This window comes from Pseudomonas sp. GL-R-19 (assembly GCF_019956375.1).
Classification (GTDB): domain Bacteria; phylum Pseudomonadota; class Gammaproteobacteria; order Pseudomonadales; family Pseudomonadaceae; genus Aquipseudomonas.
Map to the genome: position 1 here is coordinate 18,779 of NZ_JAHBDJ010000088.1, position 22,598 is coordinate 41,376.

Here is a 22,598-nt window from a genome sequence, read left to right on the forward strand (position 1 = left end):
GAATAAACAGAACTTTTGCCTGGAAGGAGCGGCTTATTAAACCGCTTTTCACCAAGGGCCCTTCACTGGGCGTGCGCCTGTTGGTGCTGGTCGTGCTATCGGTCGCGCTGATGGTGGTCGATGCCCGTTTCAGTCTGCTCAAGCCTGCACGCAGCCAGATGTCGCTGGTGCTGATGGACGCCTACTGGATCACTGACCTGCCTGGACGACTGTGGGAAGGTATTGCCAGTCAGTTCGGCAGCCGGACCGAGCTCGTCGCCGAAAACGAAAAACTCAAGACCGAGAACCTGCTGTTGCAGGGGCGCATGCAGAAGCTTGCCGCCCTGACCGAGCAGAACGTTCGGCTGCGCGAGTTGCTCAACTCCTCGGCCCTGGTCAACGAGAAGGTCGAAGTGGCCGAGTTGATCGGCATGGACCCCAACCCGTTCACCCATCGCATCATCATCAATAAAGGTGAGCGCGACGGCGTGGTCCTCGGTCAGCCGGTACTCGATGCCCGTGGCCTGATGGGCCAGGTGGTCGAGTTGATGCCCTACACCTCCCGCGTCTTGCTGCTGACCGATACCACCCACAGCATTCCGGTGCAGGTTAACCGCAACGGGTTGCGGGCGATTGCCAGCGGCACCGGCAACCCGGAACGTCTCGAATTGCGGCATGTGGCCGATACCGCCGACATCAAGGAAGGCGATTTGCTGGTCAGCTCCGGCCTCGGTCAGCGGTTCCCGGCCGGTTATCCGGTGGCGACGGTCAAGGAAGTCATTCACGATTCCGGCCAGCCGTTCGCCATTGTCCGCGCCATTCCGACCGCTGCCTTGAACCGCAGCCGTTACCTGCTGCTGGTGTTCAGCGACAACCGTACGGCCGAAGAGCGCGCCAACGATGCCGCCCAGGCTCAGGAAAGCCTGGATGCACAGGGCGGTGGCCCGATCATTCCGGCGACAGTTCCGAAACTGGTCAACCCGGTAGCCCCCGCTGCACCGGCCGCCGCACCGGCAGCTCCTGCCACGGTGGCGCCCGCGGCCACTGCGCCAGCCAAGCCAGTCACCACGCCAGCCAAGCCAACCACCACGCCAGCCAAGCCTGCGGCCACGCATCCTGCGGCGGCTAAACCGCCAGCGGCGCAACCCGCTGCCGCGAAGCCTGCCGCCAAACCGCCAGTCTCCGCGCCGGCCACTCCAGTGGGGAGAGAATAATGGGCGGTGTAAAAGCATCCCGAAACGGCTGGATAGTCTGGCTGACGTTCGCCGTCGGTCTGCTGCTGAGCGTTTCGCCTCTGCCGCAATTCATGGAAATCCTGCGCCCGCTGTGGCTGGCCTTGTTGCTGGCATTCTGGGCGTTGAACCTGCCGCAGACCGTCGGGATGGTGACGGCGTTTTGTCTGGGGCTGGCTGAAGACGTGCTCTACGGCACTTTGCTTGGGCAGAACGCCTTGATCCTGACCCTCATCACCTACCTGGTGCTGGCGCTGCAGCAACGTCTGCGGATGTTTCCGATGTGGCAACAGAGCCTGGTGATCCTGGTGATCTTCGGCCTCGCCCAGCTTGTACAACTATGGCTCAGTGCCTTGACCGGCAATCGTCAGCCGACGCTGGCGCTGGTGCTGCCGGCACTGGTCAGCGCGTTGCTCTGGCCCTGGATCAGTTTCGGTTTGCGCGGATTGCGTCGACGCTACAAAATCAATTGATTCGCTCAGGCATTAGACAGGGAGAGGTCTTGATGAAACGGTTGTACCTCGCCTCTGGCTCGCCGCGTCGGCGTGAATTACTCACGCAGATCGGCGTTCCGTTCTCCGCCGTGAGTGCGGACATCGATGAAACTCCTTTAGCTCAAGAATCCCCATCGGCCTATGTCGAGCGCCTGGCGCGCGACAAGGCCGAGGCCGGGCGCGGCGTCGTCGTGTCTGACGAACCGTTCTGCGTGCTCGGCGCCGATACCGCCGTGGTACAGGGCGGAAAAATTCTCGGCAAACCGGTTGATCAAGCGGATGCGTGCGCCATGCTGATGATGTTGTCAGGGTGTGAGCATGAGGTCCTGACCGCGATCGCAGTGCTCGATGGCGAACGCTGCGAGTCCCGGGTTGTCACCAGTCGGGTGCGATTTCGTGCTATCAGTCGTGATGAAGCCGCGGCCTACTGGGCCAGCGGCGAACCACGGGACAAGGCGGGCGGTTATGGCATTCAAGGACTGGGTGCGGTGTTTGTCGCCGGACTCAATGGAAGTTATTCAGCGGTAGTCGGACTACCGCTTTGCGAAACCGCGGAACTGCTCGGCCATTTCGGCATACCCTGTTGGCAACCCCGGAACGCGCTTTAAGCGTCGTCCTGAACAGATGCGGCCATTATCGTGAACATGCCTGAACGAGACCCTGCCATGAGTGAAGAGATCCTGATCAACATCACGCCGATGGAATCGCGCGTGGCGGTGGTCGAAAACGGTGTCCTGCAAGAGGTCCATGTCGAGCGCACACAAAAGCGCGGGATCGTCGGCAACATCTATAAAGGCAAAGTCGTGCGGGTATTGCCGGGGATGCAGGCGGCATTCGTCGATATCGGCCTGGATCGTGCCGCGTTCATTCATGCGTCGGAAATTTCCCTGCGCGAAGGCCCGGCGGTCGAGAGCATCAGTGCACTGGTGCACGAAGGCCAGAGCCTGGTGGTGCAAGTGACCAAGGACCCGATCGGCTCCAAAGGCGCACGCCTGACCACTCAGCTGTCGATCCCTTCGCGTTACCTGGTGTACATGCCACGCACGGCCCATGTCGGCATTTCCCTGAAGATCGAAGACGAGGCCGAGCGCGAGCGACTCAAGCAAGTGGTCACTGATTGCGTGGCCAAGGAAGGGATCAAGGAAGCCGGCGGTTTCATTCTGCGCACCGCAGCCGAAGGTGCCGGCGCGGATGAAATCCTCATGGACATCCGCTACCTGCGAAGGCTCTGGGATCAGATCAGTGCCCAGATCAAAACCATCAGCGCGCCCAGCGTGATCTACGAAGACCTCGGTCTGGCGCTACGCACCCTGCGTGATCTGGTGAGCCCGAAAATCGAGAAGATCCGTATCGACTCCCGGGAAACCTTCCAGAAAACCACGCAATTCGTCGCCGAATTGATGCCTGAGATTGCCGACCGTCTGGAGCATTACCCGGGCGAGCGGCCGATTTTTGACCTGTATGGCGTCGAAGACGAAATCCAGAAGGCTCTCGAGCGCAAGGTCCCGCTCAAGTCCGGCGGTTACCTGGTGGTCGACCCGGCTGAAGCCATGAGCACCATCGACGTCAACACCGGGGCGTTCGTCGGCCATCGCAACCTCGAAGAAACCATCTTCAAGACCAACCTCGAAGCCGCGACAGCCATCGCTCGTCAATTGCGCCTGCGCAACCTCGGCGGAATCATCATCATCGACTTCATCGACATGGAAGATGAAGAACACCAGCGCCAGGTGTTGCGCACGCTCGAAAAGCAACTGGAGCGCGATCACGCCAAGACCAACATCATCGGTATCACCGAACTGGGCCTGGTGCAGATGACCCGCAAGCGCACCCGCGAAAGCCTTGAGCAGGTGTTGTGCGAGCCGTGCAACGCCTGTCAGGGGCGCGGCAAGCTCAAGACCCCGGAAACCGTTTGCTACGAAATCTTCCGCGAAATCCTGCGTGAAGCACGCGCCTATCAGGCAGAAGGCTATCGTGTATTGGCAAACCAGAAAGTGGTGGACCGCCTGCTCGACGAAGAGTCGGGCAACGTCGCCGAGCTGGAAGGGTTTATCGGGCGCACCATCCGCTTTCAGGTCGAAACCATGTATTCCCAGGAACAATACGACGTGGTGCTGCTCTGAAGCCTATCGTTTTGATTGCTCGAGAATGGCTGGCCTCAGCTTTTTGCAAAACTTTTGCCATGGGGGCCACCTGACATGGACCGTCTGACACGCATTTTGGCCGCACTGACCCGCTGGGGTCTGGGCCTGTGCGCGTTGGTTTTGGTGTTGATGGCGCTCTACGTCAGCCTCGGACGGGAGCTGACGCCGTTAGTCGCCGAGTACCGTGCCGACATCGAAACCAAAGCCAGCGATGCCTTGGGCATGTCGTTGCAGATCGGCGAGCTCGAAGGCAACTGGAGTGGATTCGCCCCCATACTGATGGCGCACGACGTGACGGTCGGTGAGGGCGCCAATGCCTTGCACCTGGATCAGGTGCGTGCGGTGCCGGACCTTTGGGCCAGTCTTCTGGCGCGACAGGTACGCATCGCTCATCTGGAACTCAGCGGCCTGAAGATCAGCGTCAAGGAGGGTAACGACGGTCAATGGGCACTGGAAGGTTTGCCCGTGCAACAGGATCAACCAACCGATCCGGAACAGCTGCTCAATCGTATGCAGATGATCCAGCAACTGTCGGTGCTCGACAGTCAGGTGACTTTGCAGCCGTTTGCACAGTCGCCGCTGACCCTGACCTACGTCGGCCTCAATCTGAAAACCGGGGCGTCACGGCAGCGGCTCGACGCGCGGCTGACGCTGCCTGACGGGCAGCCGGTGGCGATGAGTTTGCGCACCCGCATTCGTGCCAGTCAATGGCAGGACAGTGAAGCCGAGGTCTACCTGAGCCTGCCGCAAAGCGACTGGTCGAAATGGTTGCCCGAGCGAGTGACCCAAGAGTGGAGTTTCTCTGAGATCAAAGCCGGCGGCGAGTTTTGGCTGACCTGGGGCAAAGGTGCCCTGCAAAGTGCTGCGGTCCGTTTGAATGCACCACAACTCAAGGGTGCCTACGCCGAGCGCAAGCAGATCCAGATCAACAATCTGGCCCTGAACGGCTACTTCCAGCGCAGTGCCGAAGGCGCGTCGGTGATTCTCGATTCCCTGGCGATGAACCTTGGTGAGACCCGCTGGGAAACGCATTTGCAACTCAAGCAAAACGCGGCCACTGATAAAACCGAAGAGCTCTGGCGCTTGCAAGCCGACCGGGTCGATCTCACTCCGCTGACCCCGCTGCTCAACGCTCTGGCGCCGTTGCCAGAAGGTTTTGCCACGGTCGTCGAGCGGCTCAAAGTCACGGGCAGCCTGCGTAACGTGCTGGTCGACTTGCGCCCCAATGCCATAGACGACAGCAAGTTCGGCTTTGCCGCCAATCTCGACCAGGTAGGCTTCGATGCCTATCACGGTGCGCCGGCGGCGCGAAATGTCAGCGGCAGCATCAGTGGTGACCTGGGGCGCGGCGAATTGCGCATGGACAGCAAGGATTTCATGCTGCATCTGGACCCTATTTTCGCCAAGCCATGGCAGTACATTCAGGCCAATGCGCGGCTGACCTGGAAGCTCGATAAAGAAGGTTTCACCCTGATCGCGCCATACCTGAAGGTGCTGGGCGAGGAAGGCAAGATCGCCGGCGACTTCCTGATTCGCCTGCATTTCGATCACACCCAGGAAGACTACATGGACCTGCGGGTTGGCATGGTGGACGGAGACGGTCGCTACACCGCCAAGTACTTGCCGACAGTCCTCAGCCCGGCGCTGGACGAATGGCTGCGTACCGCAATTCTCAAGGGCGCGGTGGACCAAGGCTTCTTCCAGTATCAAGGGTCGCTCAACCATGGTGCCGCAGACGAGGATCGCAGCATCAGCCTGTACTTCAAGGTTCACGATGCCGAACTGGCCTTCCAGCCGGGCTGGCCCCATGTCAGCAAGGTCAGCGGCGATGTGTTTGTCGAAGACAGTGGCGTGCGGATTCTGGCCAGCAAGGGCCAGTTGCTCGATACCCAGGTCAACGATGTTTACGTCAACATTCCCCATGTGCCTGCCGGGCAGAACGTTCATTTGTTCCTCGATGGCGGATTTGCCGGCGGTTTGGGCGATGGCCTGAAAATCCTCCAGGAAGCGCCAATCGGTACCGGGGCAACCTTTGCCGGGTGGGAAGGCGAGGGTGATCTGCAAGGCAAGTTGAAGCTGGATATCCCGCTGGCCAAAGGCGAGGAGCCGAAGATCCTCGTCGATTTCAAGACCGCCAAGGCACGCTTGAAACTGGCTGAACCTGTGCTGGAGCTGACCCAGCTCAAAGGTGATTTCCGTTTCGACAGTGCCAAGGGCCTGAGTGGACAGAGCATCAGCGCACGGGCGTTCGACAAGCCGGTCACCGCACAGATTTTTGCCGACGGCAGCCCGGGCAAGCTCAATACCCGGGTGACCGCGTCGGGCCAGGTCGAGGTCAGGAAACTGACCGACTGGCTGAAGGTGACCCAGCCTCTGCCGGTGAGTGGCGTGATCCCTTATCAACTGCAACTGACCCTCAATGACGCCGACAGCCAATTGCTGGTCAATTCCAACCTCAAGGGCGTAGCCGTCGATTTGCCTGCACCGTTCGGCATGGCCGCCGATGCCGGGCGCGACACAACGTTCCGCATGACCTTGCAGGGCGACGAACGGCGTTATTGGGTCAACTACGGGGACCTGGCGGGTTTCACGTTTGCGGCCCCGGCCAGCAATTTCGCTGACGGTCGCGGGGAATTGTTCCTCGGTTCCGGCGAAGCCGTGTTGCCTGGCGCCAAAGGCCTGCGGATACGGGGCGTACTGTCGGAACTGGACGTTGGCCCGTGGAAAGATCTGGCGGATAAATACGCCGGAGAGGATCCCGGCGGCAGCGCCAGGCAATTGCTCAGCGGCGCGGACTTCAAAGTGGACAAGCTTAGCGGTATCGGCACCACGCTCGACCAGGCCTCGATTCAGCTGGCGCGCAAGCCTTCCGCCTGGGCGCTGCAACTCGACAGCCAGCAGATCAAGGGCAGTGCCAATCTGCCCGATGCGAAAGCCACGCCAATCACGATCAATCTGCAAACCGTGCGCCTGCCCGCACCGGACCCGGCCGTGCTGGCCGATGAAAACTCGCCGGATCCGCTGGCGTCGGTGGACCCGACGAAAATCCCCGCGATGGACATCACCATCAATCAGTTATTCCAGGGCCAGGATCTGGTGGGGGGCTGGTCGCTGAAGATTCGTCCTACGCCCAAGGGCATCGTGTTCAACTCGCTGGACCTGGGCCTCAAGGGCCTACTGTTGGTGGGCAGCGGTGGTTGGGAAGGCGTGCCTGGCGCCAGCAACAGCTGGTACAAGGGACGCATCAGCGGCAAGAACCTGGCCGATGTGCTCAAGGGCTGGGGGTTCGCGCCGAGCGTCACCAGCCGGGACTTTTATATGGATGTCGATGGCCGCTGGCCCGGCTCGCCAGCCTGGGTGGCGACCAAACGCTTCTCCGGCTCGCTCGATGCGACGCTCAATCAGGGCCAGTTCGTCGAGGTCGAAGGCAGTGCCCAGGCGTTGCGGGTATTTGGTTTGCTCAACTTCAACTCCATCGGCCGGCGCCTGCGCCTGGACTTCTCCGACCTGTTCGGCAAAGGTCTGAGTTATGACCGGGTCAAGGGGCTGCTGGTTGGGACCAATGGCGTATATGTCACCCGTGAGCCGATCCGGCTGACCGGCCCGTCGAGCACCATCGAACTCGACGGCACGTTGAACATGGTGGCCGATCAGATCGATGCGAAACTGCTTGTGACCTTGCCGGTGACCAATAACCTGCCGATTGCCGCACTGATCGTCGGTGCACCCGCGGTCGGCGGGGCACTGTTCCTGATCGACAAGCTGATCGGCGACCGGGTCTCCCGTTTCGCCAGTGTGAAGTACACGGTCCAAGGGCCGTGGAAAGAACCGAAAATCACCTTCGACAAGGCTTTTTGAGGTCCTTTTTCAAAAGGCACTCGGCAAGTCTATGGAGTAGCATGGCCGCATACGATTCCAGGAGTGCGCCATGTCTGTAGCGGTGATTCAAATGGTCAGCCAGAGCGATGTGCCGGCTAATCTGGCCCAGGCCCGTCGACTGCTCGAGCAAGCGGCCGCCGGTGGTGCGAAGCTTGCGGTATTGCCGGAAAACTTCGCCGCCATGGGCCGGCGCGACGTTGCCGACATCGGGCGCGCCGAAGCCTTGGGCGAAGGCCCGATCCTGCCCTGGTTGAAACAGACCGCACGCGACCTCAAGTTATGGATTGTGGCCGGCACGTTGCCGTTGCCGCCGGTGGATCAGCCGGCGGCGAAAGCCCATGCCTGTTCGTTGCTGGTCGATGACCAGGGCGATACGGTGGCGCGCTACGACAAGCTGCACCTGTTCGATGTGGACGTGGCGGACAATCGTGGCCGTTATCGTGAATCCGATGACTATGCTTATGGCAACGCAGTGGTCGTGGCGGACACGCCCGTCGGCCGGGTTGGCCTGACGGTCTGCTATGACCTGCGCTTTCCCGAGCTGTACAGTGAATTGCGCGCGGCCGGCGCGGAACTGATTACTGCCCCTTCGGCCTTCACCGCGGTGACCGGCGCGGCGCATTGGGATGTGCTGATACGTGCGCGGGCCATCGAGACGCAATGTTATGTGCTCGCGGCCGCCCAAGGTGGGACGCATCCGGGGCCGCGGGAAACCTTTGGCCATGCCGCCATCGTCGACCCCTGGGGGCGTGTGCTGGCGCAAAAGGATCAAGGTGAGGCCGTACTGCTGGCCGAACGCGACAGCAGCGAACAGGCGTCCATCCGGGCGCGGATGCCGGTGTCCAGTCACCGGCGATTTTTCTCGCAGGGCGCCCAGCGACCTGCATCAGAACGACGAATTTAAGGCGTAAAGCATATGAGCGAGTTGTTGTCCTCAGTCAGTGAACACCTGCTGGCGCCCGGTGGCGTCACGATCGAGAGCCTGCAAGGCGTGCTCGGCGATCTGGCCGGGCCGGGCATCGATGCGGCCGACCTGTATTTCCAGGGGCAGATCTCCGAGTCCTGGGCGCTGGAAGACGGCATCGTCAAGGAAGGCAGTTTCAACCTTGACCAGGGTGTCGGCGTGCGTGCGCAATCGGGCGAAAAAACCGGTTTTGCCTACAGCAATGCCATTACTCTTGAAGCCCTGGGCGCGGCGGCGCGGGCCGCCCGTTCGATCTCCCGCGCTGGCCAGAATGGCACCGTACAGGCATTCACCAGCCAGGACGTCGCACAATTGTATGCGCCGGACAATCCGCTGGAAGTGCTGACCCGCGCCGAGAAAGTCGATTTGCTCAAGCGAGTCGACGCCGCGACCCGCGCCCTCGACCCACGCATCCAGCAAGTCACCGTGAGCATGGCCGGTGTCTGGGAGCGGATTCTGGTGGCTTCCACCGACGGCGGTCTGGCGGCGGATGTGCGGCCACTGGTGCGTTTCAATGTCAGCGTGATCGTCGAACAGAACGGTCGCCGCGAGCGCGGTGGCCATGGCGGTGGCGGTCGGACCGATTACCGTTACTTCCTCGGCGAAGACCGCGCCATGGGCTATGCCCGTGAAGCGTTGCGTCAGGCACTGGTCAACCTTGAAGCCATTCCGGCGCCGGCCGGTACCTTGCCGGTGGTGCTCGGTTCCGGTTGGTCGGGTGTGCTGCTGCATGAAGCCGTCGGTCATGGTCTGGAAGGCGACTTCAACCGCAAGGGCAGTTCGGCTTATAGCGGGCGCATGGGCGAGATGGTCGCATCGAAGCTTTGCACCATTGTCGATGACGGCACCCTGGCCGGTCGCCGTGGTTCATTGAGTGTCGATGACGAAGGCACGCCGACCGAGTGCACCACGCTGATCGAAAACGGCGTGCTCAAAGGCTACATGCAGGACAAGCTCAACGCGCGCCTGATGGGCGTGGCGCGAACCGGTAACGGCCGTCGCGAATCCTACGCGCACCTGCCGATGCCGCGCATGACCAACACCTACATGCTCGCCGGCGAAAGCGACCCGGCGGAAATCATCGCCTCGGTGAAGCGCGGCATCTACTGCGCCAACCTGGGTGGCGGTCAGGTGGACATCACCAGCGGCAAGTTCGTGTTCTCCACCAGCGAGGCGTACCTGATCGAGGACGGCAAGATCACCGCTCCGGTCAAGGGCGCAACCCTGATCGGCAACGGGCCGGAAGCCATGAGCAAGGTGTCGATGGTCGGTAATGACCTGTCGCTGGACAGCGGCGTGGGCACGTGTGGCAAGGATGGGCAATCGGTGCCGGTGGGTGTCGGCCAGCCAACGCTGAAGATTGATGCGATCACCGTGGGTGGCACGGGCGCATAAGGATGAAGACATCCCCTGTAGGGGCTGCCGAAGGCTGCTCCTACAGGGGATTGGCGTTACTCAGCGCAGACCGCGTTGAGTCTCGTCCAGCTCACGGATGTACTTGAAGATTTTACGGCTGGCAGCAGGAGGTTTGTTTTGCGCAACCTCATGCTGGGCCTGACGGATCAGGGAGCGCAATTGCTGGCGGTCCGCGTCCGGGTAGTCGACGACGAATTTTTCCAGAACGGCATCGTCGCCGGCAATCAGACGATCGCGCCAGCGTTCCAGGTTATGGAAGCGTTCGTTGTATTGACGGGTGGAGGCATCGAGTTGATCGAGCAAAACCAGAATGGCGGCAGTGTCCTGATCGCGCATCAGTTTGCCGATGAACTGAAGGTGCCGTTTACGCGCGATGTTCGCGGTGTGCTTGGGCGCATCGGCCAGAGCCCGACGCATTCCGTCGGTCAAGGGCAGTTTTGCCAGCAAGTCAGGCTTGAGTGTTGTAAGGCGCTCGCCAAGGTCAACCAGAGCATGCAGCTCGCGTTTGACCTGGGATTTGCTTTTTTCTCCCGTATCGAGGGAGTCGTCGTAAGAATCAACCATGGTGGCCGTCCGCAAAGAAACGCCGCCATGATAACCAGTCGGGGGCCGCTTGTCCGGCCCGGTCGCTCGATGACCGTTACCGAAAGCAGAATTTGAGTGGAGAACAGCATGAGTGCAGTTGAAAGCGTCGGCCCACAAGCGTTGCCGGCACTGCAGGAGCAAGTCGAGCAGATCATCGCTGAAGCCAGGCGCCAAGGGGCCAGCGCCTGTGAAGTGGCGGTGTCACTGGAGCAGGGCTTGTCGACCACGGTGCGCCAGCGTGAAGTCGAAACGGTAGAATTCAACCGCGATCAGGGTTTTGGCATCACCTTGTACGTCGGTCAGCGCAAAGGTTCGGCGAGCACGTCGGCCAGTGGTCCGGAAGCGATTCGCGAAACCGTCGCCGCTGCACTGGCCATCGCCAAGCACACTTCGGAAGACGAAGCCTCGGGCCTGGCAGATGCCGCACTGATGGCCCGTGATATTCAGGATTTTGACCTGTTCCACCAATGGGACATCACTCCGGAGCAGGCCATCGAGCAGGCTCTGGCCTGTGAGGCCGCGGCGTTTGCCGCCGACAGCCGAATCAAGAACGCTGACGGCACCACCCTCAGCACCCATCAGGGTTGCCGCGTTTATGGCAACAGCCACGGGTTTATCGGCGGTTACGCATCGACTCGTCACAGCTTGAGCTGCGTGATGATCGCCGAAGCGGACGGCCAGATGCAGCGCGATTACTGGTACGACGTGAACCGCCAGGGCAATCTGCTCGCCGACCCGGTCAGCATCGGCCAGCGTGCCGCACAACGGGCGGCGAGCCGTCTGGGCGCGCGGCCGGTGCCGACTTGCGAGGTGCCGGTGCTGTTTTCCGCCGAGTTGGCCGGGGGCCTGTTCGGCAGTTTCCTGTCGGCGATTTCCGGCGGTAGCCTGTATCGCAAGTCGTCGTTCCTTGAAGGCACACTGGGCCAGAAGCTGTTTCCGGAATGGCTGACCATCGACGAGCGTCCGCACTTGATGCGAGCCTTGGGCAGCGCGGCGTTCGATGGCGATGGCCTGGCAACCTACGCCAAACCGTTCGTCGAAAAAGGCGAGTTGGTGTCGTACATCCTCGGTACCTACTCCGGCCGCAAGCTCGGCATGCCAAGTACGGCCAACGCCGGCGGCGTGCACAACCTGTTCGTCACCCATGGTGATGAAGACCAGGCGGCCTTGCTGCGGCGCATGGGACGCGGACTGTTGGTCACCGAGTTGATGGGCCAGGGGCTGAACATGGTCACCGGCGATTATTCCCGGGGCGCGGCGGGTTACTGGGTCGAGAACGGCGAAATCCAGTTCGCGGTCCAGGAAGTGACCATCGCCGGCAACATGCGCGATATGTTCAAGCAGATCGTGGCCGTGGGTAACGATCTGGAACTGCGCAGCAACATTCGCACGGGTTCCGTGCTGATCGAGCGGATGACGGTGGCGGGTAGCTAAACTTCGCCGTTACACAAAAAAGGCGCGCCACCCATCCGGGTGGCGCGCCTTTTTTTGATGTTTACTCGCCTTCGTCGAAGTAGCGATTGATCAGGTCTACCAGCGCGTCCATCGCTTCCTGTTCCTGCTCGCCTTCAGTGCTCAGGTGGATTTTGGTGCCCTTACCGGCAGCGAGCATCATCATGGCCATGATGCTTTTGCCATCTACTGTGGATTCAGGTGTGCGTCCTACCCTGATCGTGCAGTCCTTGAACTGGCCGGCGACCCCGACGAATTTTGCAGAAGCACGGGCATGCAGGCCCAGCTTGTTGATGATTTCGATTTCCCGAGCAGGCATCGCGATGTGAATCCTTTAGCTGAGGTCGCGGTGGCGAACCTGGACGTTCTTCAGGGATTTTTGCAGCGCCTGCCCCAGACGCTCGGTCAGGTAGACGGAGCGGTGATGTCCGCCAGTGCAGCCAATGGCAATGGTGACGTAGGCGCGGTTGCTGGCGGCAAAACGAGGCAGCCACTTTAGCAGGTATGTGGAAATGTCCTGGAACATCTCTTCGACATCCGGCTGTGCCGCCAGGTAATCGGCAACCGGTTGATCGAGCCCGGACTGCTCGCGCAATTCCGGTTTCCAGTAAGGGTTGGGCAGGCAACGCACATCGAATACCAGGTCGGCGTCCACCGGCATGCCACGCTTGAACCCGAAGGATTCTACCAGGAACGCAGTGCCCGGCTCGGGCTGATTCAACAGACGCAGTTTGATGGCGTCGCGCAGCTGGTACAGGTTCAGGCTGGTGGTGTTGATCTTGAGATCGGCGAGGTCGGCAATCGGCCCGAGCAGGTCGCTCTCGACGCTGATGGCTTCGGCCAGCGAGCGGTTGGCGTTGGTCAGGGGGTGGCGTCGGCGGGTTTCCGAGAAGCGCTTGAGCAAGGTTTCTTCGTCGGCATCCAGGTACAGCACATCGCACTGGATGTGGCGGTTGCGGACTTCTTCGAGCAGCTCGGGGAAGCGTGACAGGTGGCTGGGCAGGTTGCGCGCGTCAATGGAAACGGCGACCAGCGGCTGTAGCAGCTCGGTATGAATCAAGGCTCGTTCGGCCAGTTCCGGCAGCAGACCGGCAGGCAGATTGTCGATGCAGTAGTAGCCGTTGTCCTCAAGAACGTCGAGGGCGGTACTTTTACCTGAGCCGGAGCGGCCACTGACGATGATCAAGCGCATGATTACTGACCGTTCTGCTCGTCCAGGACAACCTGATACAGGGTTTCGTTGCTTGCAGCATTACGCAGTTTATCGCGAACTTCCTTGCGGTCGAGCATGCTGGCGATCTGTCGCAGCAGCTCAAGGTGCGCATCGGTGGCAGCCTCCGGGACCAGCAATACGAACAACAGGTCAACCGGCGCGCCGTCGATGGCGTCGAAGTCGATAGGGGCGTCCAGGTGCATCAATGCGCTGATGGGTGAAACACAGCCCTTGAGACGGCAGTGTGGAATAGCGATCCCGTTGCCAAAACCGGTGGAGCCGAGTTTTTCACGGGCAATCAGCGCCTCGAAGACATCTTGCATCTCCAGAGCCGGCACTTCGCGGGCGATCAGATTGGCAATTTGTTCGAGGGCTTTCTTTTTACTGCCTCCCGGCACGTTCACCAGGGAACGGCCGGGGGTCAGGATACTTTCAAGTCGGATCATGGGTTGGGAGTGTTAACGACCGGTTGCGCCCTGGAGGAGGCTCTGGGTCTTTTCCTTATGCTTTTTGAGTTGTTTATCCAGCTTGTCGGTGAGTGCGTCGATCGCGGCGTACATATCGGTATGTTCCGCGTTGGCGACCACTTCATTTCCGGGAATATGCAGCGTGGCTTCGATTTTCTGCTTCAGTTTTTCGACGGTCATCGTGACCTGCACATTAGTGATCCTGTCGAAATGTCGCTCCAATCGTTCGAGTTTTTCGCCGATGTAGGTGCGAAGAGGTTCGGTCACTTCCAGTTGGTGTCCACTGATGTTGACTTGCATACAGCTTCTCCTTCGTTGCCAGTGCATAAAGCGGCAGATCAGATGATCTGCCACTGGAACGCTGTGGCGTGGCCCTACATCAACCGCTTGCGTTCGCTCGAAGGCGCGATCCCGAGGGATTCGCGGTACTTGGCGACGGTGCGGCGAGCCACCTGAATGCCTTGTGCCTCCAGTAAACCAGCGATCTTGCTGTCACTCAATGGCTTTTTCTGATTTTCCGCGGCAACCAGTTTTTTGATGATCGCGCGGATCGCCGTGGACGAGCATTCGCCGCCTTCGGAGGTGCTGACGTGACTGGAGAAAAAGTACTTCAGTTCATAAATGCCCCGGGGGGTGTGCATGAACTTCTGGGTGGTCACCCGTGAAATCGTCGACTCATGCATGCCGACCGCTTCGGCGATGTCATGCAGGACCAGCGGCTTCATGGCTTCGTCGCCATATTCGAGGAAACCACGCTGATGCTCGACGATCTGGGTGGCAACCTTCATAAGGGTTTCATTACGGCTCTGCAGGCTCTTGATGAACCAGCGGGCCTCCTGCAACTGATTGCGCATGAACGTGTTGTCGGCGCTGGTGTCGGCGCGGCGCACGAAACCGGCGTACTGGGCGTTGACCCGCAGCCGTGGCACCGACTCCTGATTGAGCTCCACCAGCCAGCGCTCGTTGTCCTTGCGCACGATAACGTCAGGAACGACATACTCGGCTTCGGCGGACTCGATCTGCGAACCCGGGCGCGGGTTGAGGCTCTGGACCAGCTCGATGACCTGGCGGAGTTCATCTTCCTTGAGCTTCATGCGGCGCATCAGCTGGCTATAGTCGCGGCTGCCAAGCAAGTCGATGTAATCGGTGACCAGACGCTTGGCCTCAGCCAGCCAAGGGGTCTTGGCGGGTAACTGGCGCAATTGCAGCAGCAGGCATTCGCCCAGGTTGCGGGCGCCGATGCCGGCGGGCTCGAATTGCTGGATGCGGTGCAGGACCGCTTCGATTTCGTCCAGTTCGATGTCCAGTTCCGGATCGAAGGCGTCGAGGATTTCCTCGAGGGTTTCGTCCAGGTAGCCCTGGTTGTTGATGCAGTCGATCAGGGTCACGGCGATCAGGCGATCGGTGTCGGACATCGGGGCCAGGTTCAGTTGCCACAGCAAGTGGCTTTGCAGGCTTTCGCCGGCCGAGGTGCGGGTGGTGAAGTCCCACTCGTCGTCGTCATTGCTGGGCAGGCTGCTGGCGCTGGTCTGGTAAACGTCTTCCCACGCGGTGTCGACGGGGAGTTCGTTGGGGATGCGCTCGTTCCAGTCACCCTCATCGAGGTTATCGACCGTCGGGGCGCTTTCCTGGTAGGAAGGTTCCTGGATGTCGGTGTTGGGCTTCTGTTCGGCGTTGTCGGCCAAGGGGTCGGTGTTATCGAAGTCGTCGCCTTCTTCCTGGCGTTCGAGCATCGGATTGGACTCCAGGGCCTCCTGGATTTCCTGTTGCAGGTCCAGGGTCGACAATTGGAGCAGGCGGATAGCCTGTTGCAGCTGCGGTGTCATCGTCAGCTGCTGGCCCATTCTCAAGACTAGCGATGGTTTCATGGCAGGGGCTTAACACCTTATTCGCCGGCGCACACGCGCCATCCACTACAGAGCGCCGGGGCGCCAAACTTAAGCAAATTATATGCCTGAAACTGAAGGGTTTGCCTAGAGCGCTGTAACAATAAAAAAGAGTTGATTTTTTATCGAGACAAGCGCTTGTCGACTGCTCTGGCGTCTCGGTGTCTTACAGGCGGAATTCGTGGCCCAGGTACACTTCCTTCACCAGGTCGTTGGCCAGGATGGTTTCAGCGTCGCCTTCGGCGATCAGTTGGCCGTCGTTGACGATGTAGGCGGTTTCGCAGATATCCAGGGTTTCACGAACGTTGTGGTCGGTGATCAGCACGCCAATGCCCTTGGCCTTGAGGTGGTGAATGATCTGCTTGATGTCCCCGACCGAAATCGGGTCCACGCCGGCGAAGGGTTCGTCGAGGAGGATGAATTTCGGGTTGGTGGCCAGGGCTCGGGCGATTTCCACGCGACGGCGCTCACCGCCAGACAGGCTCATGCCGAGGTTGTCGCGGATGTGGCTGATGTGGAATTCCTGCAGCAGGCTTTCCAGTTCCTTGCGACGACCGGCCTTGTCGAGTTCCTTGCGGGTCTCGAGGATGGCCATGATGTTGTCGGCCACCGACAGTTTGCGGAAGATCGATGCTTCTTGCGGCAGGTAGCCGATACCGGCCTTTGCGCGACCGTGCATCGGCTGGTGGCTGACGTCCAGGTCATCGATCAGGACGCGGCCCTGGTCGGCTTGCACCAGGCCGACGATCATGTAGAAGCAGGTGGTCTTGCCGGCGCCGTTCGGGCCAAGCAGGCCGACGATCTGACCGCTGTCGATGGACAGGCTGACGTCGCGCACGACCTGGCGGCTCTTGTAGCTCTTGGCCAGATGCTGAGCTTTCAGAGTTGCCATTACCGGGCCTTATTCTCGTCGGTTTTCTTCTTCGGCTGGATCACCATGTCGATACGCGGACGTGCCTCGGTGACCTTGCTGCCCGTGGCGCGACCGGCGCTGGCGAGCTTCTTGACCGTGTCGTAGACGATTTTTTCGCCCTGGGTGACGTTGTTGTCCTTGTCGACAACTTTGGCCTTGTCGATCAGTACGACCCGGTTTTGCGCGGCGTGATACTGGATCGTCACGCCCCAGCCCTGGACAGGCTTGGTATCGCCAGCGGTTTGCAGTTGCTCGAAGTACGCCAGGTTGCCCACCGAGGTCACTACGTCGATGTCGCCAGTCGGGGTGCGGGTGATGGTCACGGTGTTGCCGGTCACCTTCATCGAGCCCTGGGTGATGATCACGTCACCCTTATAGGTGGCTATACCTTGCTTGTCGTCCAGTTGGGCATCGTCGGCCTGAATGCGGATAGGCTGCTGTTGATCTTCCGGCAGAGCCCAGGCGCTCACGCTTCCCAGTGCTGCGCCCAGACTGAGCAAAATCGGGAGGGTTTTAACGAGCCTCATACTGTCCTCTTACGTTCGATAGCAGGTGTATCCTGCTTTCTTTCAAATACGCTTTCATTCCCTTGCCAGTCGATACACCGCCAGCGCCGTCGATTCTAACGTCTTGCTCGGTCTGCGCATATTGCTGCTGCGGGAACACGGTCATGCGGGTGCTGGTGATCAGGGTCTTGCGGTTTTTCTCGTCGAAGCGCGTGATGCGCACGTCATCGATCAGTTCGACCTGTGTGCCATCAGGGTTGACCTCGCCGTGCAAGCTCTGGACGTGCCACGGGAATTCAGTGCCGCGGAACACATTCAGGTCGGGGTTGGTCAGCAATGTCACCTCGGTGGCTTTCAGGTGCTCGACCTTGTCCGACACCAGATCATATTGCAGCTTGCCGTCCGGCAGGTACTGCACGCTGTGGGCGTTGATGGCGTAATAGTCGATCGCGCTTTCATCGACCGGCGTTACCGGCTTGTCGAGGAAGCGTTCCGGGCTGATGTTCCAGTAGCCTACCGCGGCGAATATCGCTGCGATGCAACTGAACATCAGGGTATTGCGAAACTTTTTGCTCAGCATAATGGGCTCACAGGTACGCAGCATTGGCCGCATCGAGGCGGCCCTGGGCACGCAGGATCAGTTCGCAGAACTCGCGAGCGGCGCCTTCACCACCACGGGCGAGGGTGATGCCGTGAGCGTGTTCACGCACGAAACTGGCGGCATTGGCCACCGCCATGCCCAGGCCGACGCGGCGAATCACCGGCAGGTCCGGCAGGTCGTCGCCAAGGTAAGCCACCTGTTCATAGCTCAGGTTGAGTTGGGCCAGCAGTTCGTCGAGTACCACCAGTTTGTCCTCGCGCCCCTGATACAGGTGCGGGATGCCGAGGTTCCTGGCTCGCCGTTCCACCACCGGGGTCTTGCGGCCGCTGATGATGGCGGTCTGCACGCCGGCGGCCATCAACATCTTGATGCCCTGACCGTCGAGTGTGTTGAACGTCTTGAATTCGCTGCCGTCTTCGAGGAAGTACAGGCGGCCATCGGTCAACACGCCATCGACATCGAACACCGCCAGTTTGATCTGTTTGCCGCGTTGCAACAGGTCCGCACTCATTACATTACTCCTGCACGCAGCAAGTCGTGCATGTTCAGGGCGCCGACCGGGCGGTCTTCGCTGTCGACCACGACCAATGCGTTGATCTTATGGTCTTCCATGATTTTCAGCGCTTCGGCGGCGAGCATCTCGGCGCGCGCGGTCTTGCCATGGGCCGTCATGACCTGGTCGATGATGGCGTTGTGGATATCGATACTGTGGTCCAGCGTGCGGCGCAAATCGCCGTCGGTGAAGATTCCGGCCAGTTTGCCGTCGGCTTCCAGAATGACGGTCATGCCCAGGCCCTTGCGGGTCATTTCCATCAGGGCATCCTTGAGCAGGGTGCCGCGCTGGACCTGCGGCAGTTCCTGGCCTGCGTGCATGACATTTTCCACTTTCAGCAGCAGGCGTCGGCCGAGGGCGCCGCCTGGATGGGAAAAGGCGAAGTCTTCGGCGGTAAAGCCACGGGCTTCCAGCAACGCGACTGCCAGGGCGTCGCCCATGACCAGGGCGGCGGTGGTCGACGAGGTCGGTGCCAGGTTCAGCGGGCAGGCTTCGTGCTCGACGTGAACATTCAGGTTGACCTCGGCGGCCTTGGCCAGCGCGGAGTCAGGATTGCCGGTCACGCTGATCAATTGAATGCCCAGGCGCTTGATCAGCGGCAGCAGGGTCACGATTTCATTGGTGGAGCCGGAGTTCGAGAGCGCCAGAATGATGTCGTCGCGGGTAATCATGCCCATGTCGCCGTGGCTGGCTTCAGCCGGGTGCACAAAAAATGCCGTGGTGCCGGTGCTGGCCAGGGTCGCGGCAATCTTGCTGCCGATGTGCCCCGACTTGCCCATGCCGACCACGACCACGCGGCCTTTGCTGGCCAGAATCATCTCGCAAGCGCGTACGAAATCAGCATCGATATGGGGCAGCAGGCCTTGCACGGCTTCTATCTCGAGGCGGATGGTGCGTTGTGCTGATCGAATCAGGTCGCTGGATTGGCTCATGTCAGAAATCGTATAGCCTGATGAAAAGTCGGCGATTATAACGGTAATGATCGAATCCCTCACGCAAGTTCGTTGCGCATTGTCATTACCTGTTACGGGAAACCTTCTAAAAGGGGGCTTTCAACCGGTCATACAGTTGAACAAGCCCCGGCTTTGGCCTTGGGCGCGCAGCCTTTGCAGTGATATAGTTCGCCGCCAGTTCGGCCTGCCCGGGAGGTTTGTGCTTTCGTCAGGAAGCCAGGCGTCCGAGAGAGAGGCTGCATCGCAAGGAGTTTAGATGAGTGCCGATAACGCCTACGCGGTCGAGCTGAAGGGACTGTCCTTCAAGCGCGGTGCGCGCAGCATTTTTAATAATGTCGATATCCGTATCCCGCGCGGCAAGGTCACCGGCATCATGGGGCCTTCCGGGTGTGGCAAGACCACGCTTTTGCGTCTGATGGGCGCCCAGTTGCGGCCTACCAGGGGCGAAGTCTGGGTCAACGGTCAGAATCTGCCAAAACTGTCGCGCAGCGACCTGTTCGATGCGCGCAAGCATATGGGCGTGCTGTTTCAGAGCGGCGCACTGTTCACTGACCTCGATGTATTCGAGAACGTCGCCTTTCCGTTGCGGGTCCATACGCAACTGCCGGATGAAATGATCCGCGACATCGTCCTGCTCAAGCTTCAGGCTGTGGGCCTGCGCGGTGCCATCGACCTGATGCCCGACGAGCTTTCCGGCGGCATGAAGCGCCGTGTCGCGCTGGCCCGGGCGATTGCGCTCGACCCGCAGATCCTCATGTACGACGAGCCCTTTGTCGGCCAGGACCCCATCGCAATGGGTGTTCTGGTGCGCCTGATTCGTTTGCTCAACGATGCGCTGGGCATCACCAGCATCGTGGTGTCCCATGACCTGGCCGAGACCGCGAGCATTGCCGATTACATTTATGTAGTGGGCGATGGCCAGGTGTTGGGGCAGGGGACGCCGGACGAGTTGATGAACTCGGATGAACCGCGCATTCGTCAGTTCATGACTGGCGAACCCGACGGCCCGGTCCCGTACCACTTTCCAGCGACGGATTACCGCGCAGATCTTCTGGGGAAGCGCTGATGCGCAGAATTTCATTGATAGAACGCGTTCGCCGCTTCGGCCAGGCCGGCATCGATGCGCTGGCGGTGTTCGGGCGTTCGAGCCTGTTCCTGTTCCATGCCTTGCTCGGCCGGGGCGGTATCGGTGGCGCCTTCGGGCTGCTGGTCAAGCAGCTGCATTCGGTGGGCGTGATGTCCCTGGTGATCATCGTGGTCTCCGGGGTGTTCATCGGCATGGTGCTGGCGCTGCAGGGCTTCAACATTCTTTCCAGCTATGGTTCGGAGCAGGCCGTCGGGCAGATGGTGGCGCTGACGCTGCTGCGTGAACTGGGGCCGGTGGTGACTGCCTTGCTGTTCGCCGGGCGCGCGGGTTCGGCGTTGACCGCCGAAATCGGCAATATGAAATCCACCGAGCAGCTGTCCAGCCTGGAAATGATCGGGGTTGACCCGCTCAAGTACATCATCGCGCCACGTTTGTGGGCCGGTTTCATTTCCCTGCCGGTGCTGGCGATGATTTTCAGCGTGGTGGGTATCTGGGGCGGCTCGTGGGTAGCTGTCGACTGGCTGGGAGTCTATGAAGGTTCCTACTGGTCGAACATGCAGAACAGCGTGACGTTCACCGAGGATGTGCTCAACGGGGTCATCAAAAGTATCGTCTTTGCCTTTGTCGTGACCTGGATCGCCGTATTCCAAGGCTATGACTGCGAACCCACTTCCGAGGGGATCAGTCGTGCCACTACCAAGACCGTTGTATATGCCTCGTTGGCAGTACTCGGCCTGGACTTTATTCTGACCGCCTTGATGTTTGGAGATTTCTGATGCAAAACCGCACCCTGGAAATCGGTGTCGGCCTTTTCTTGCTGGCTGGCATCCTGGCTTTGCTCTTGTTGGCGTTGCGGGTCAGTGGCCTGTCCCCGAGTCCGAGCACCGATACGTATAAACTTTACGCCTACTTCGACAATATCGCCGGTTTGACGGTCAGAGCTAAAGTGACCATGGCCGGTGTGACCATCGGCAAGGTCACGGCTATCGATCTGGATCGCGACAGCTTTACCGGTCGGGTGACCATGCAGCTGGAAAAACGCATCGATAATCTTCCGGCGGACTCTACTGCATCTATCCTGACCGCTGGCCTGTTGGGCGAAAAGTACATCGGTATCAGCGTGGGCGGGGAAGACACCCTGCTCAAGGATGGTGGAACCATCCATGACACGCAGTCATCGCTGGTGCTCGAAGACCTGATCGGTAAATTCCTGCTCAATACCGTTAGCAAAGAAGCTAAATGAGGAACTGTTAAATGATCTCTACCTTGCGACGTGGCCTGTTGGTAATACTCGCGGTGTTTCCGTTGGTGTCCCACGCCGTGGCGGCGCCTTCCGCGCACGAACTGGTACAGGACACCACTAATCGGATGCTGGCCGATCTGGCGGCCAACAAAGAAAAGTACAAGCAGGATCCGCAAGACTTTTATGCGGCACTGAACACCATCGTCGGGCCGGTCGTGGATGCCGAGGGTATTTCCAAGAGCATCATGACGGTCAAATACTCGAAGAAAGCATCCCCGGCGCAGATGAAGACCTTCGAAGAAAACTTCAAGAGGGGTCTGTTCCAGTTCTATGGCAACGCCTTGCTCGAGTACAACAACCAGGGCATCACCGTTGATCCGGCCAAAGACGAGTCGGGCGACCGTACCAGCGTTGGCATGACCGTCAAGGGCAGCAGCGGCGCGATCTATCCGGTGTCCTACACGCTGGAGAAGATCAACGGCGAGTGGAAACTGCGTAACGTCATCATCAACGGCATCAACATCGGCAAGCTGTTCCGCGATCAGTTCGCCGATGCGATGCAGCGCAATGGCAACGACCTGGACAAGACCATCAATGGTTGGGCCGGGGAAGTCGCCAAGGCCAAGGAAGCCACCGACAAGAAACCAGGGCAGTCAACCCAATGAGTGAGTCGGCAGTCCAGATGGACGAAGCGGGCGAGTTGCGACTCAGGGGCGTGCTGGATTACCGCACCGGTCCTGGCCTGCGTGAGCAGGGCAAGGCGCTGATCAAGGCCAGCACGGCCGCGGCGCTGGTGGTCGATTGCTCGGCGGTGACCAAGTCCAGCAGTGTCGGTTTGTCGTTGCTGCTGTGCTTTATCCGCGATGCGCAGGTGGCCGGCAAGGCCCTGAGCATCCGTGGGATGCCGGAAGACATGCGTGAAATCGCTCAGGTCAGCGAGATGACCGAGCTGTTGGCGCACCCCTGACACGCATCTATAAAGAAGCCCCCCGTCCGAGTCCTGCTTGGCGGGGTTCGCAGGCGCGGGGCTT

General features: G+C 60.2%; 24 protein-coding genes. 13 read left to right on the plus strand and 11 right to left on the minus strand.

Annotation, left to right across the window (positions count from 1 at the left end):
- The first annotated feature begins 35 nt into the window (after positions 1 to 35).
- The 7 genes from mreC (at position 36) to tldD (ending at position 10,087) form a co-directional block, all read left to right on the plus strand.
- Positions 36 to 1,193 carry a rod shape-determining protein MreC gene (gene mreC / locus KGA83_RS27950; RefSeq protein WP_108218192.1) on the plus strand — a complete coding sequence of 386 codons (1,158 nt, stop codon included), beginning with the start codon at positions 36 to 38 and terminating at the stop codon, positions 1,191 to 1,193.
- Entirely contained in the window at positions 1,193 to 1,684 is a 492-nt protein-coding gene (gene mreD, locus KGA83_RS27955; protein ID WP_007970244.1) for a rod shape-determining protein MreD, read from the plus strand. The genes mreC and mreD overlap by 1 nt, the downstream gene beginning before the upstream one ends.
- Before the next feature lie 32 nt (positions 1,685 to 1,716).
- Positions 1,717 to 2,313, plus strand: a complete 597-nt coding sequence (locus KGA83_RS27960; RefSeq protein ID WP_108218193.1) for a Maf family protein — start codon at positions 1,717 to 1,719, stop codon at positions 2,311 to 2,313.
- Positions 2,314 to 2,370: 57 nt separating this feature from the next.
- On the plus strand, positions 2,371 to 3,828 hold the full coding sequence (gene rng / locus KGA83_RS27965; protein ID WP_007970246.1) for a ribonuclease G: 1,458 nt from the start codon (positions 2,371 to 2,373) through the stop codon (positions 3,826 to 3,828).
- 75 nt (positions 3,829 to 3,903) lie between these two features.
- A complete protein-coding gene (locus KGA83_RS27970) occupies positions 3,904 to 7,707 on the plus strand; it encodes a YhdP family protein (protein WP_108218194.1) in 3,804 nt (1,267 codons plus the stop codon).
- A gap of 70 nt (positions 7,708 to 7,777) precedes the next feature.
- Positions 7,778 to 8,632 carry a carbon-nitrogen hydrolase family protein gene (locus tag KGA83_RS27975; protein WP_223531387.1) on the plus strand — a complete coding sequence of 285 codons (855 nt, stop codon included), beginning with the start codon at positions 7,778 to 7,780 and terminating at the stop codon, positions 8,630 to 8,632.
- A 12-nt stretch (positions 8,633 to 8,644) separates the two neighbouring features.
- On the plus strand, positions 8,645 to 10,087 hold the full coding sequence (gene tldD, locus KGA83_RS27980; RefSeq protein ID WP_108218196.1) for a metalloprotease TldD: 1,443 nt from the start codon (positions 8,645 to 8,647) through the stop codon (positions 10,085 to 10,087).
- Between the two features lie 60 nt (positions 10,088 to 10,147).
- Here the strand turns inward: tldD and yjgA are convergent, their stop codons facing one another.
- On the minus strand, positions 10,148 to 10,672 hold the full coding sequence (gene yjgA / locus KGA83_RS27985; RefSeq protein WP_108218197.1) for a ribosome biogenesis factor YjgA: 525 nt from the start codon (positions 10,670 to 10,672) through the stop codon (positions 10,148 to 10,150).
- A 108-nt stretch (positions 10,673 to 10,780) separates the two neighbouring features.
- Here yjgA and pmbA point away from each other — a divergent pair, with 108 nt between their 5' ends.
- Entirely contained in the window at positions 10,781 to 12,127 is a 1,347-nt protein-coding gene (pmbA, locus tag KGA83_RS27990) for a metalloprotease PmbA (protein WP_008018721.1), read from the plus strand.
- A 61-nt stretch (positions 12,128 to 12,188) separates the two neighbouring features.
- On the opposite strand, the gene KGA83_RS27995 is transcribed toward pmbA, so the two are convergent.
- The 10 genes from KGA83_RS27995 to KGA83_RS28040 all read right to left on the minus strand — a co-directional run bounded on the left by KGA83_RS27995 (position 12,189) and on the right by KGA83_RS28040 (position 19,216).
- Entirely contained in the window at positions 12,189 to 12,464 is a 276-nt protein-coding gene (locus KGA83_RS27995) for an HPr family phosphocarrier protein (protein WP_108218198.1), read from the minus strand.
- Between the two features lie 15 nt (positions 12,465 to 12,479).
- Positions 12,480 to 13,337, minus strand: a complete 858-nt coding sequence (gene rapZ / locus KGA83_RS28000) for an RNase adapter RapZ (RefSeq protein ID WP_108218199.1) — start codon at positions 13,335 to 13,337, stop codon at positions 12,480 to 12,482.
- A 2-nt stretch (positions 13,338 to 13,339) separates the two neighbouring features.
- Positions 13,340 to 13,804 carry a PTS IIA-like nitrogen regulatory protein PtsN gene (gene ptsN, locus KGA83_RS28005; RefSeq protein WP_108218200.1) on the minus strand — a complete coding sequence of 155 codons (465 nt, stop codon included), beginning with the start codon at positions 13,802 to 13,804 and terminating at the stop codon, positions 13,340 to 13,342.
- 12 nt (positions 13,805 to 13,816) lie between these two features.
- Positions 13,817 to 14,125: a ribosome hibernation-promoting factor, HPF/YfiA family gene (gene hpf / locus KGA83_RS28010; RefSeq protein WP_108218201.1), complete on the minus strand. Its 309-nt coding sequence runs from the start codon at positions 14,123 to 14,125 to the stop codon at positions 13,817 to 13,819.
- Between the two features lie 74 nt (positions 14,126 to 14,199).
- The gene (locus KGA83_RS28015) at positions 14,200 to 15,693 is read right to left on the minus strand and encodes an RNA polymerase factor sigma-54 (RefSeq protein WP_108218202.1); all 1,494 of its coding nucleotides are present in this window, start codon (positions 15,691 to 15,693) and stop codon (positions 14,200 to 14,202) included.
- 184 nt (positions 15,694 to 15,877) lie between these two features.
- Positions 15,878 to 16,603, minus strand: a complete 726-nt coding sequence (lptB, locus tag KGA83_RS28020) for an LPS export ABC transporter ATP-binding protein (protein WP_008054366.1) — start codon at positions 16,601 to 16,603, stop codon at positions 15,878 to 15,880.
- Positions 16,603 to 17,151, minus strand: a complete 549-nt coding sequence (lptA, locus tag KGA83_RS28025; protein WP_108218203.1) for a lipopolysaccharide transport periplasmic protein LptA — start codon at positions 17,149 to 17,151, stop codon at positions 16,603 to 16,605. The genes lptB and lptA overlap by 1 nt, the downstream gene beginning before the upstream one ends.
- Complete coding sequence (gene lptC / locus KGA83_RS28030; RefSeq protein ID WP_108218204.1) at positions 17,138 to 17,710, minus strand: LPS export ABC transporter periplasmic protein LptC; 573 nt, start codon at positions 17,708 to 17,710, stop codon at positions 17,138 to 17,140. Before lptC ends, lptA begins: the two co-directional genes overlap by 14 nt.
- Before the next feature lie 7 nt (positions 17,711 to 17,717).
- Positions 17,718 to 18,242, minus strand: coding sequence for a KdsC family phosphatase (locus KGA83_RS28035; RefSeq protein ID WP_108218205.1), 525 nt, complete (start codon positions 18,240 to 18,242; stop codon positions 17,718 to 17,720).
- Positions 18,242 to 19,216, minus strand: coding sequence for a KpsF/GutQ family sugar-phosphate isomerase (locus KGA83_RS28040; protein ID WP_108218206.1), 975 nt, complete (start codon positions 19,214 to 19,216; stop codon positions 18,242 to 18,244). Before KGA83_RS28040 ends, KGA83_RS28035 begins: the two co-directional genes overlap by 1 nt.
- A gap of 277 nt (positions 19,217 to 19,493) precedes the next feature.
- Here KGA83_RS28040 and KGA83_RS28045 point away from each other — a divergent pair, with 277 nt between their 5' ends.
- From KGA83_RS28045 to KGA83_RS28065, 5 genes are read left to right on the plus strand one after another with little or no spacing between them, the layout of a single operon-like run.
- Complete coding sequence (locus KGA83_RS28045) at positions 19,494 to 20,303, plus strand: ATP-binding cassette domain-containing protein (RefSeq protein ID WP_108218207.1); 810 nt, start codon at positions 19,494 to 19,496, stop codon at positions 20,301 to 20,303.
- The gene (gene mlaE / locus KGA83_RS28050; RefSeq protein WP_108218208.1) at positions 20,303 to 21,100 is read left to right on the plus strand and encodes a lipid asymmetry maintenance ABC transporter permease subunit MlaE; all 798 of its coding nucleotides are present in this window, start codon (positions 20,303 to 20,305) and stop codon (positions 21,098 to 21,100) included. Before KGA83_RS28045 ends, mlaE begins: the two co-directional genes overlap by 1 nt.
- Complete coding sequence (gene mlaD / locus KGA83_RS28055) at positions 21,100 to 21,567, plus strand: outer membrane lipid asymmetry maintenance protein MlaD (protein WP_056728368.1); 468 nt, start codon at positions 21,100 to 21,102, stop codon at positions 21,565 to 21,567. The genes mlaE and mlaD overlap by 1 nt, the downstream gene beginning before the upstream one ends.
- Before the next feature lie 11 nt (positions 21,568 to 21,578).
- Positions 21,579 to 22,232, plus strand: a complete 654-nt coding sequence (locus KGA83_RS28060; RefSeq protein ID WP_108218209.1) for a phospholipid-binding protein MlaC — start codon at positions 21,579 to 21,581, stop codon at positions 22,230 to 22,232.
- Complete coding sequence (locus tag KGA83_RS28065; RefSeq protein ID WP_108218210.1) at positions 22,229 to 22,534, plus strand: lipid asymmetry maintenance protein MlaB; 306 nt, start codon at positions 22,229 to 22,231, stop codon at positions 22,532 to 22,534. The genes KGA83_RS28060 and KGA83_RS28065 overlap by 4 nt, the downstream gene beginning before the upstream one ends.
- Positions 22,535 to 22,598 lie beyond the last annotated feature (64 nt).

Bases quoted from the DNA above. Each gene is read 5' to 3' on its own strand.
- pmbA (WP_008018721.1), top strand. From the start codon at position 10,781: ATGAGTGCAGTTGAAAGCGTCGGCCCACAAGCGTTGCCGGCACTGCAG.
- mlaE (WP_108218208.1), top strand. From the start codon at position 20,303: ATGCGCAGAATTTCATTGATAGAACGCGTTCGCCGCTTCGGCCAGGCC.
- lptA (WP_108218203.1), bottom strand. From the start codon at position 17,151: ATGAGGCTCGTTAAAACCCTCCCGATTTTGCTCAGTCTGGGCGCAGCA.
- mlaD (WP_056728368.1), top strand. From the start codon at position 21,100: ATGCAAAACCGCACCCTGGAAATCGGTGTCGGCCTTTTCTTGCTGGCT.
- lptC (WP_108218204.1), bottom strand. From the start codon at position 17,710: ATGCTGAGCAAAAAGTTTCGCAATACCCTGATGTTCAGTTGCATCGCA.
- tldD (WP_108218196.1), top strand. From the start codon at position 8,645: ATGAGCGAGTTGTTGTCCTCAGTCAGTGAACACCTGCTGGCGCCCGGT.
- hpf (WP_108218201.1), bottom strand. From the start codon at position 14,125: ATGCAAGTCAACATCAGTGGACACCAACTGGAAGTGACCGAACCTCTT.
- KGA83_RS28060 (WP_108218209.1), top strand. From the start codon at position 21,579: ATGATCTCTACCTTGCGACGTGGCCTGTTGGTAATACTCGCGGTGTTT.
- mreD (WP_007970244.1), top strand. From the start codon at position 1,193: ATGGGCGGTGTAAAAGCATCCCGAAACGGCTGGATAGTCTGGCTGACG.
- KGA83_RS28065 (WP_108218210.1), top strand. From the start codon at position 22,229: ATGAGTGAGTCGGCAGTCCAGATGGACGAAGCGGGCGAGTTGCGACTC.
- KGA83_RS28035 (WP_108218205.1), bottom strand. From the start codon at position 18,242: ATGAGTGCGGACCTGTTGCAACGCGGCAAACAGATCAAACTGGCGGTG.
- KGA83_RS28045 (WP_108218207.1), top strand. From the start codon at position 19,494: ATGAGTGCCGATAACGCCTACGCGGTCGAGCTGAAGGGACTGTCCTTC.
- KGA83_RS28015 (WP_108218202.1), bottom strand. From the start codon at position 15,693: ATGAAACCATCGCTAGTCTTGAGAATGGGCCAGCAGCTGACGATGACA.
- rng (WP_007970246.1), top strand. From the start codon at position 2,371: ATGAGTGAAGAGATCCTGATCAACATCACGCCGATGGAATCGCGCGTG.
- rapZ (WP_108218199.1), bottom strand. From the start codon at position 13,337: ATGCGCTTGATCATCGTCAGTGGCCGCTCCGGCTCAGGTAAAAGTACC.
- yjgA (WP_108218197.1), bottom strand. From the start codon at position 10,672: ATGGTTGATTCTTACGACGACTCCCTCGATACGGGAGAAAAAAGCAAA.
- KGA83_RS27995 (WP_108218198.1), bottom strand. From the start codon at position 12,464: ATGCCTGCTCGGGAAATCGAAATCATCAACAAGCTGGGCCTGCATGCC.
- ptsN (WP_108218200.1), bottom strand. From the start codon at position 13,804: ATGATCCGACTTGAAAGTATCCTGACCCCCGGCCGTTCCCTGGTGAAC.
- KGA83_RS27975 (WP_223531387.1), top strand. From the start codon at position 7,778: ATGTCTGTAGCGGTGATTCAAATGGTCAGCCAGAGCGATGTGCCGGCT.
- KGA83_RS27960 (WP_108218193.1), top strand. From the start codon at position 1,717: ATGAAACGGTTGTACCTCGCCTCTGGCTCGCCGCGTCGGCGTGAATTA.
- KGA83_RS27970 (WP_108218194.1), top strand. From the start codon at position 3,904: ATGGACCGTCTGACACGCATTTTGGCCGCACTGACCCGCTGGGGTCTG.
- KGA83_RS28040 (WP_108218206.1), bottom strand. From the start codon at position 19,216: ATGAGCCAATCCAGCGACCTGATTCGATCAGCACAACGCACCATCCGC.
- lptB (WP_008054366.1), bottom strand. From the start codon at position 16,603: ATGGCAACTCTGAAAGCTCAGCATCTGGCCAAGAGCTACAAGAGCCGC.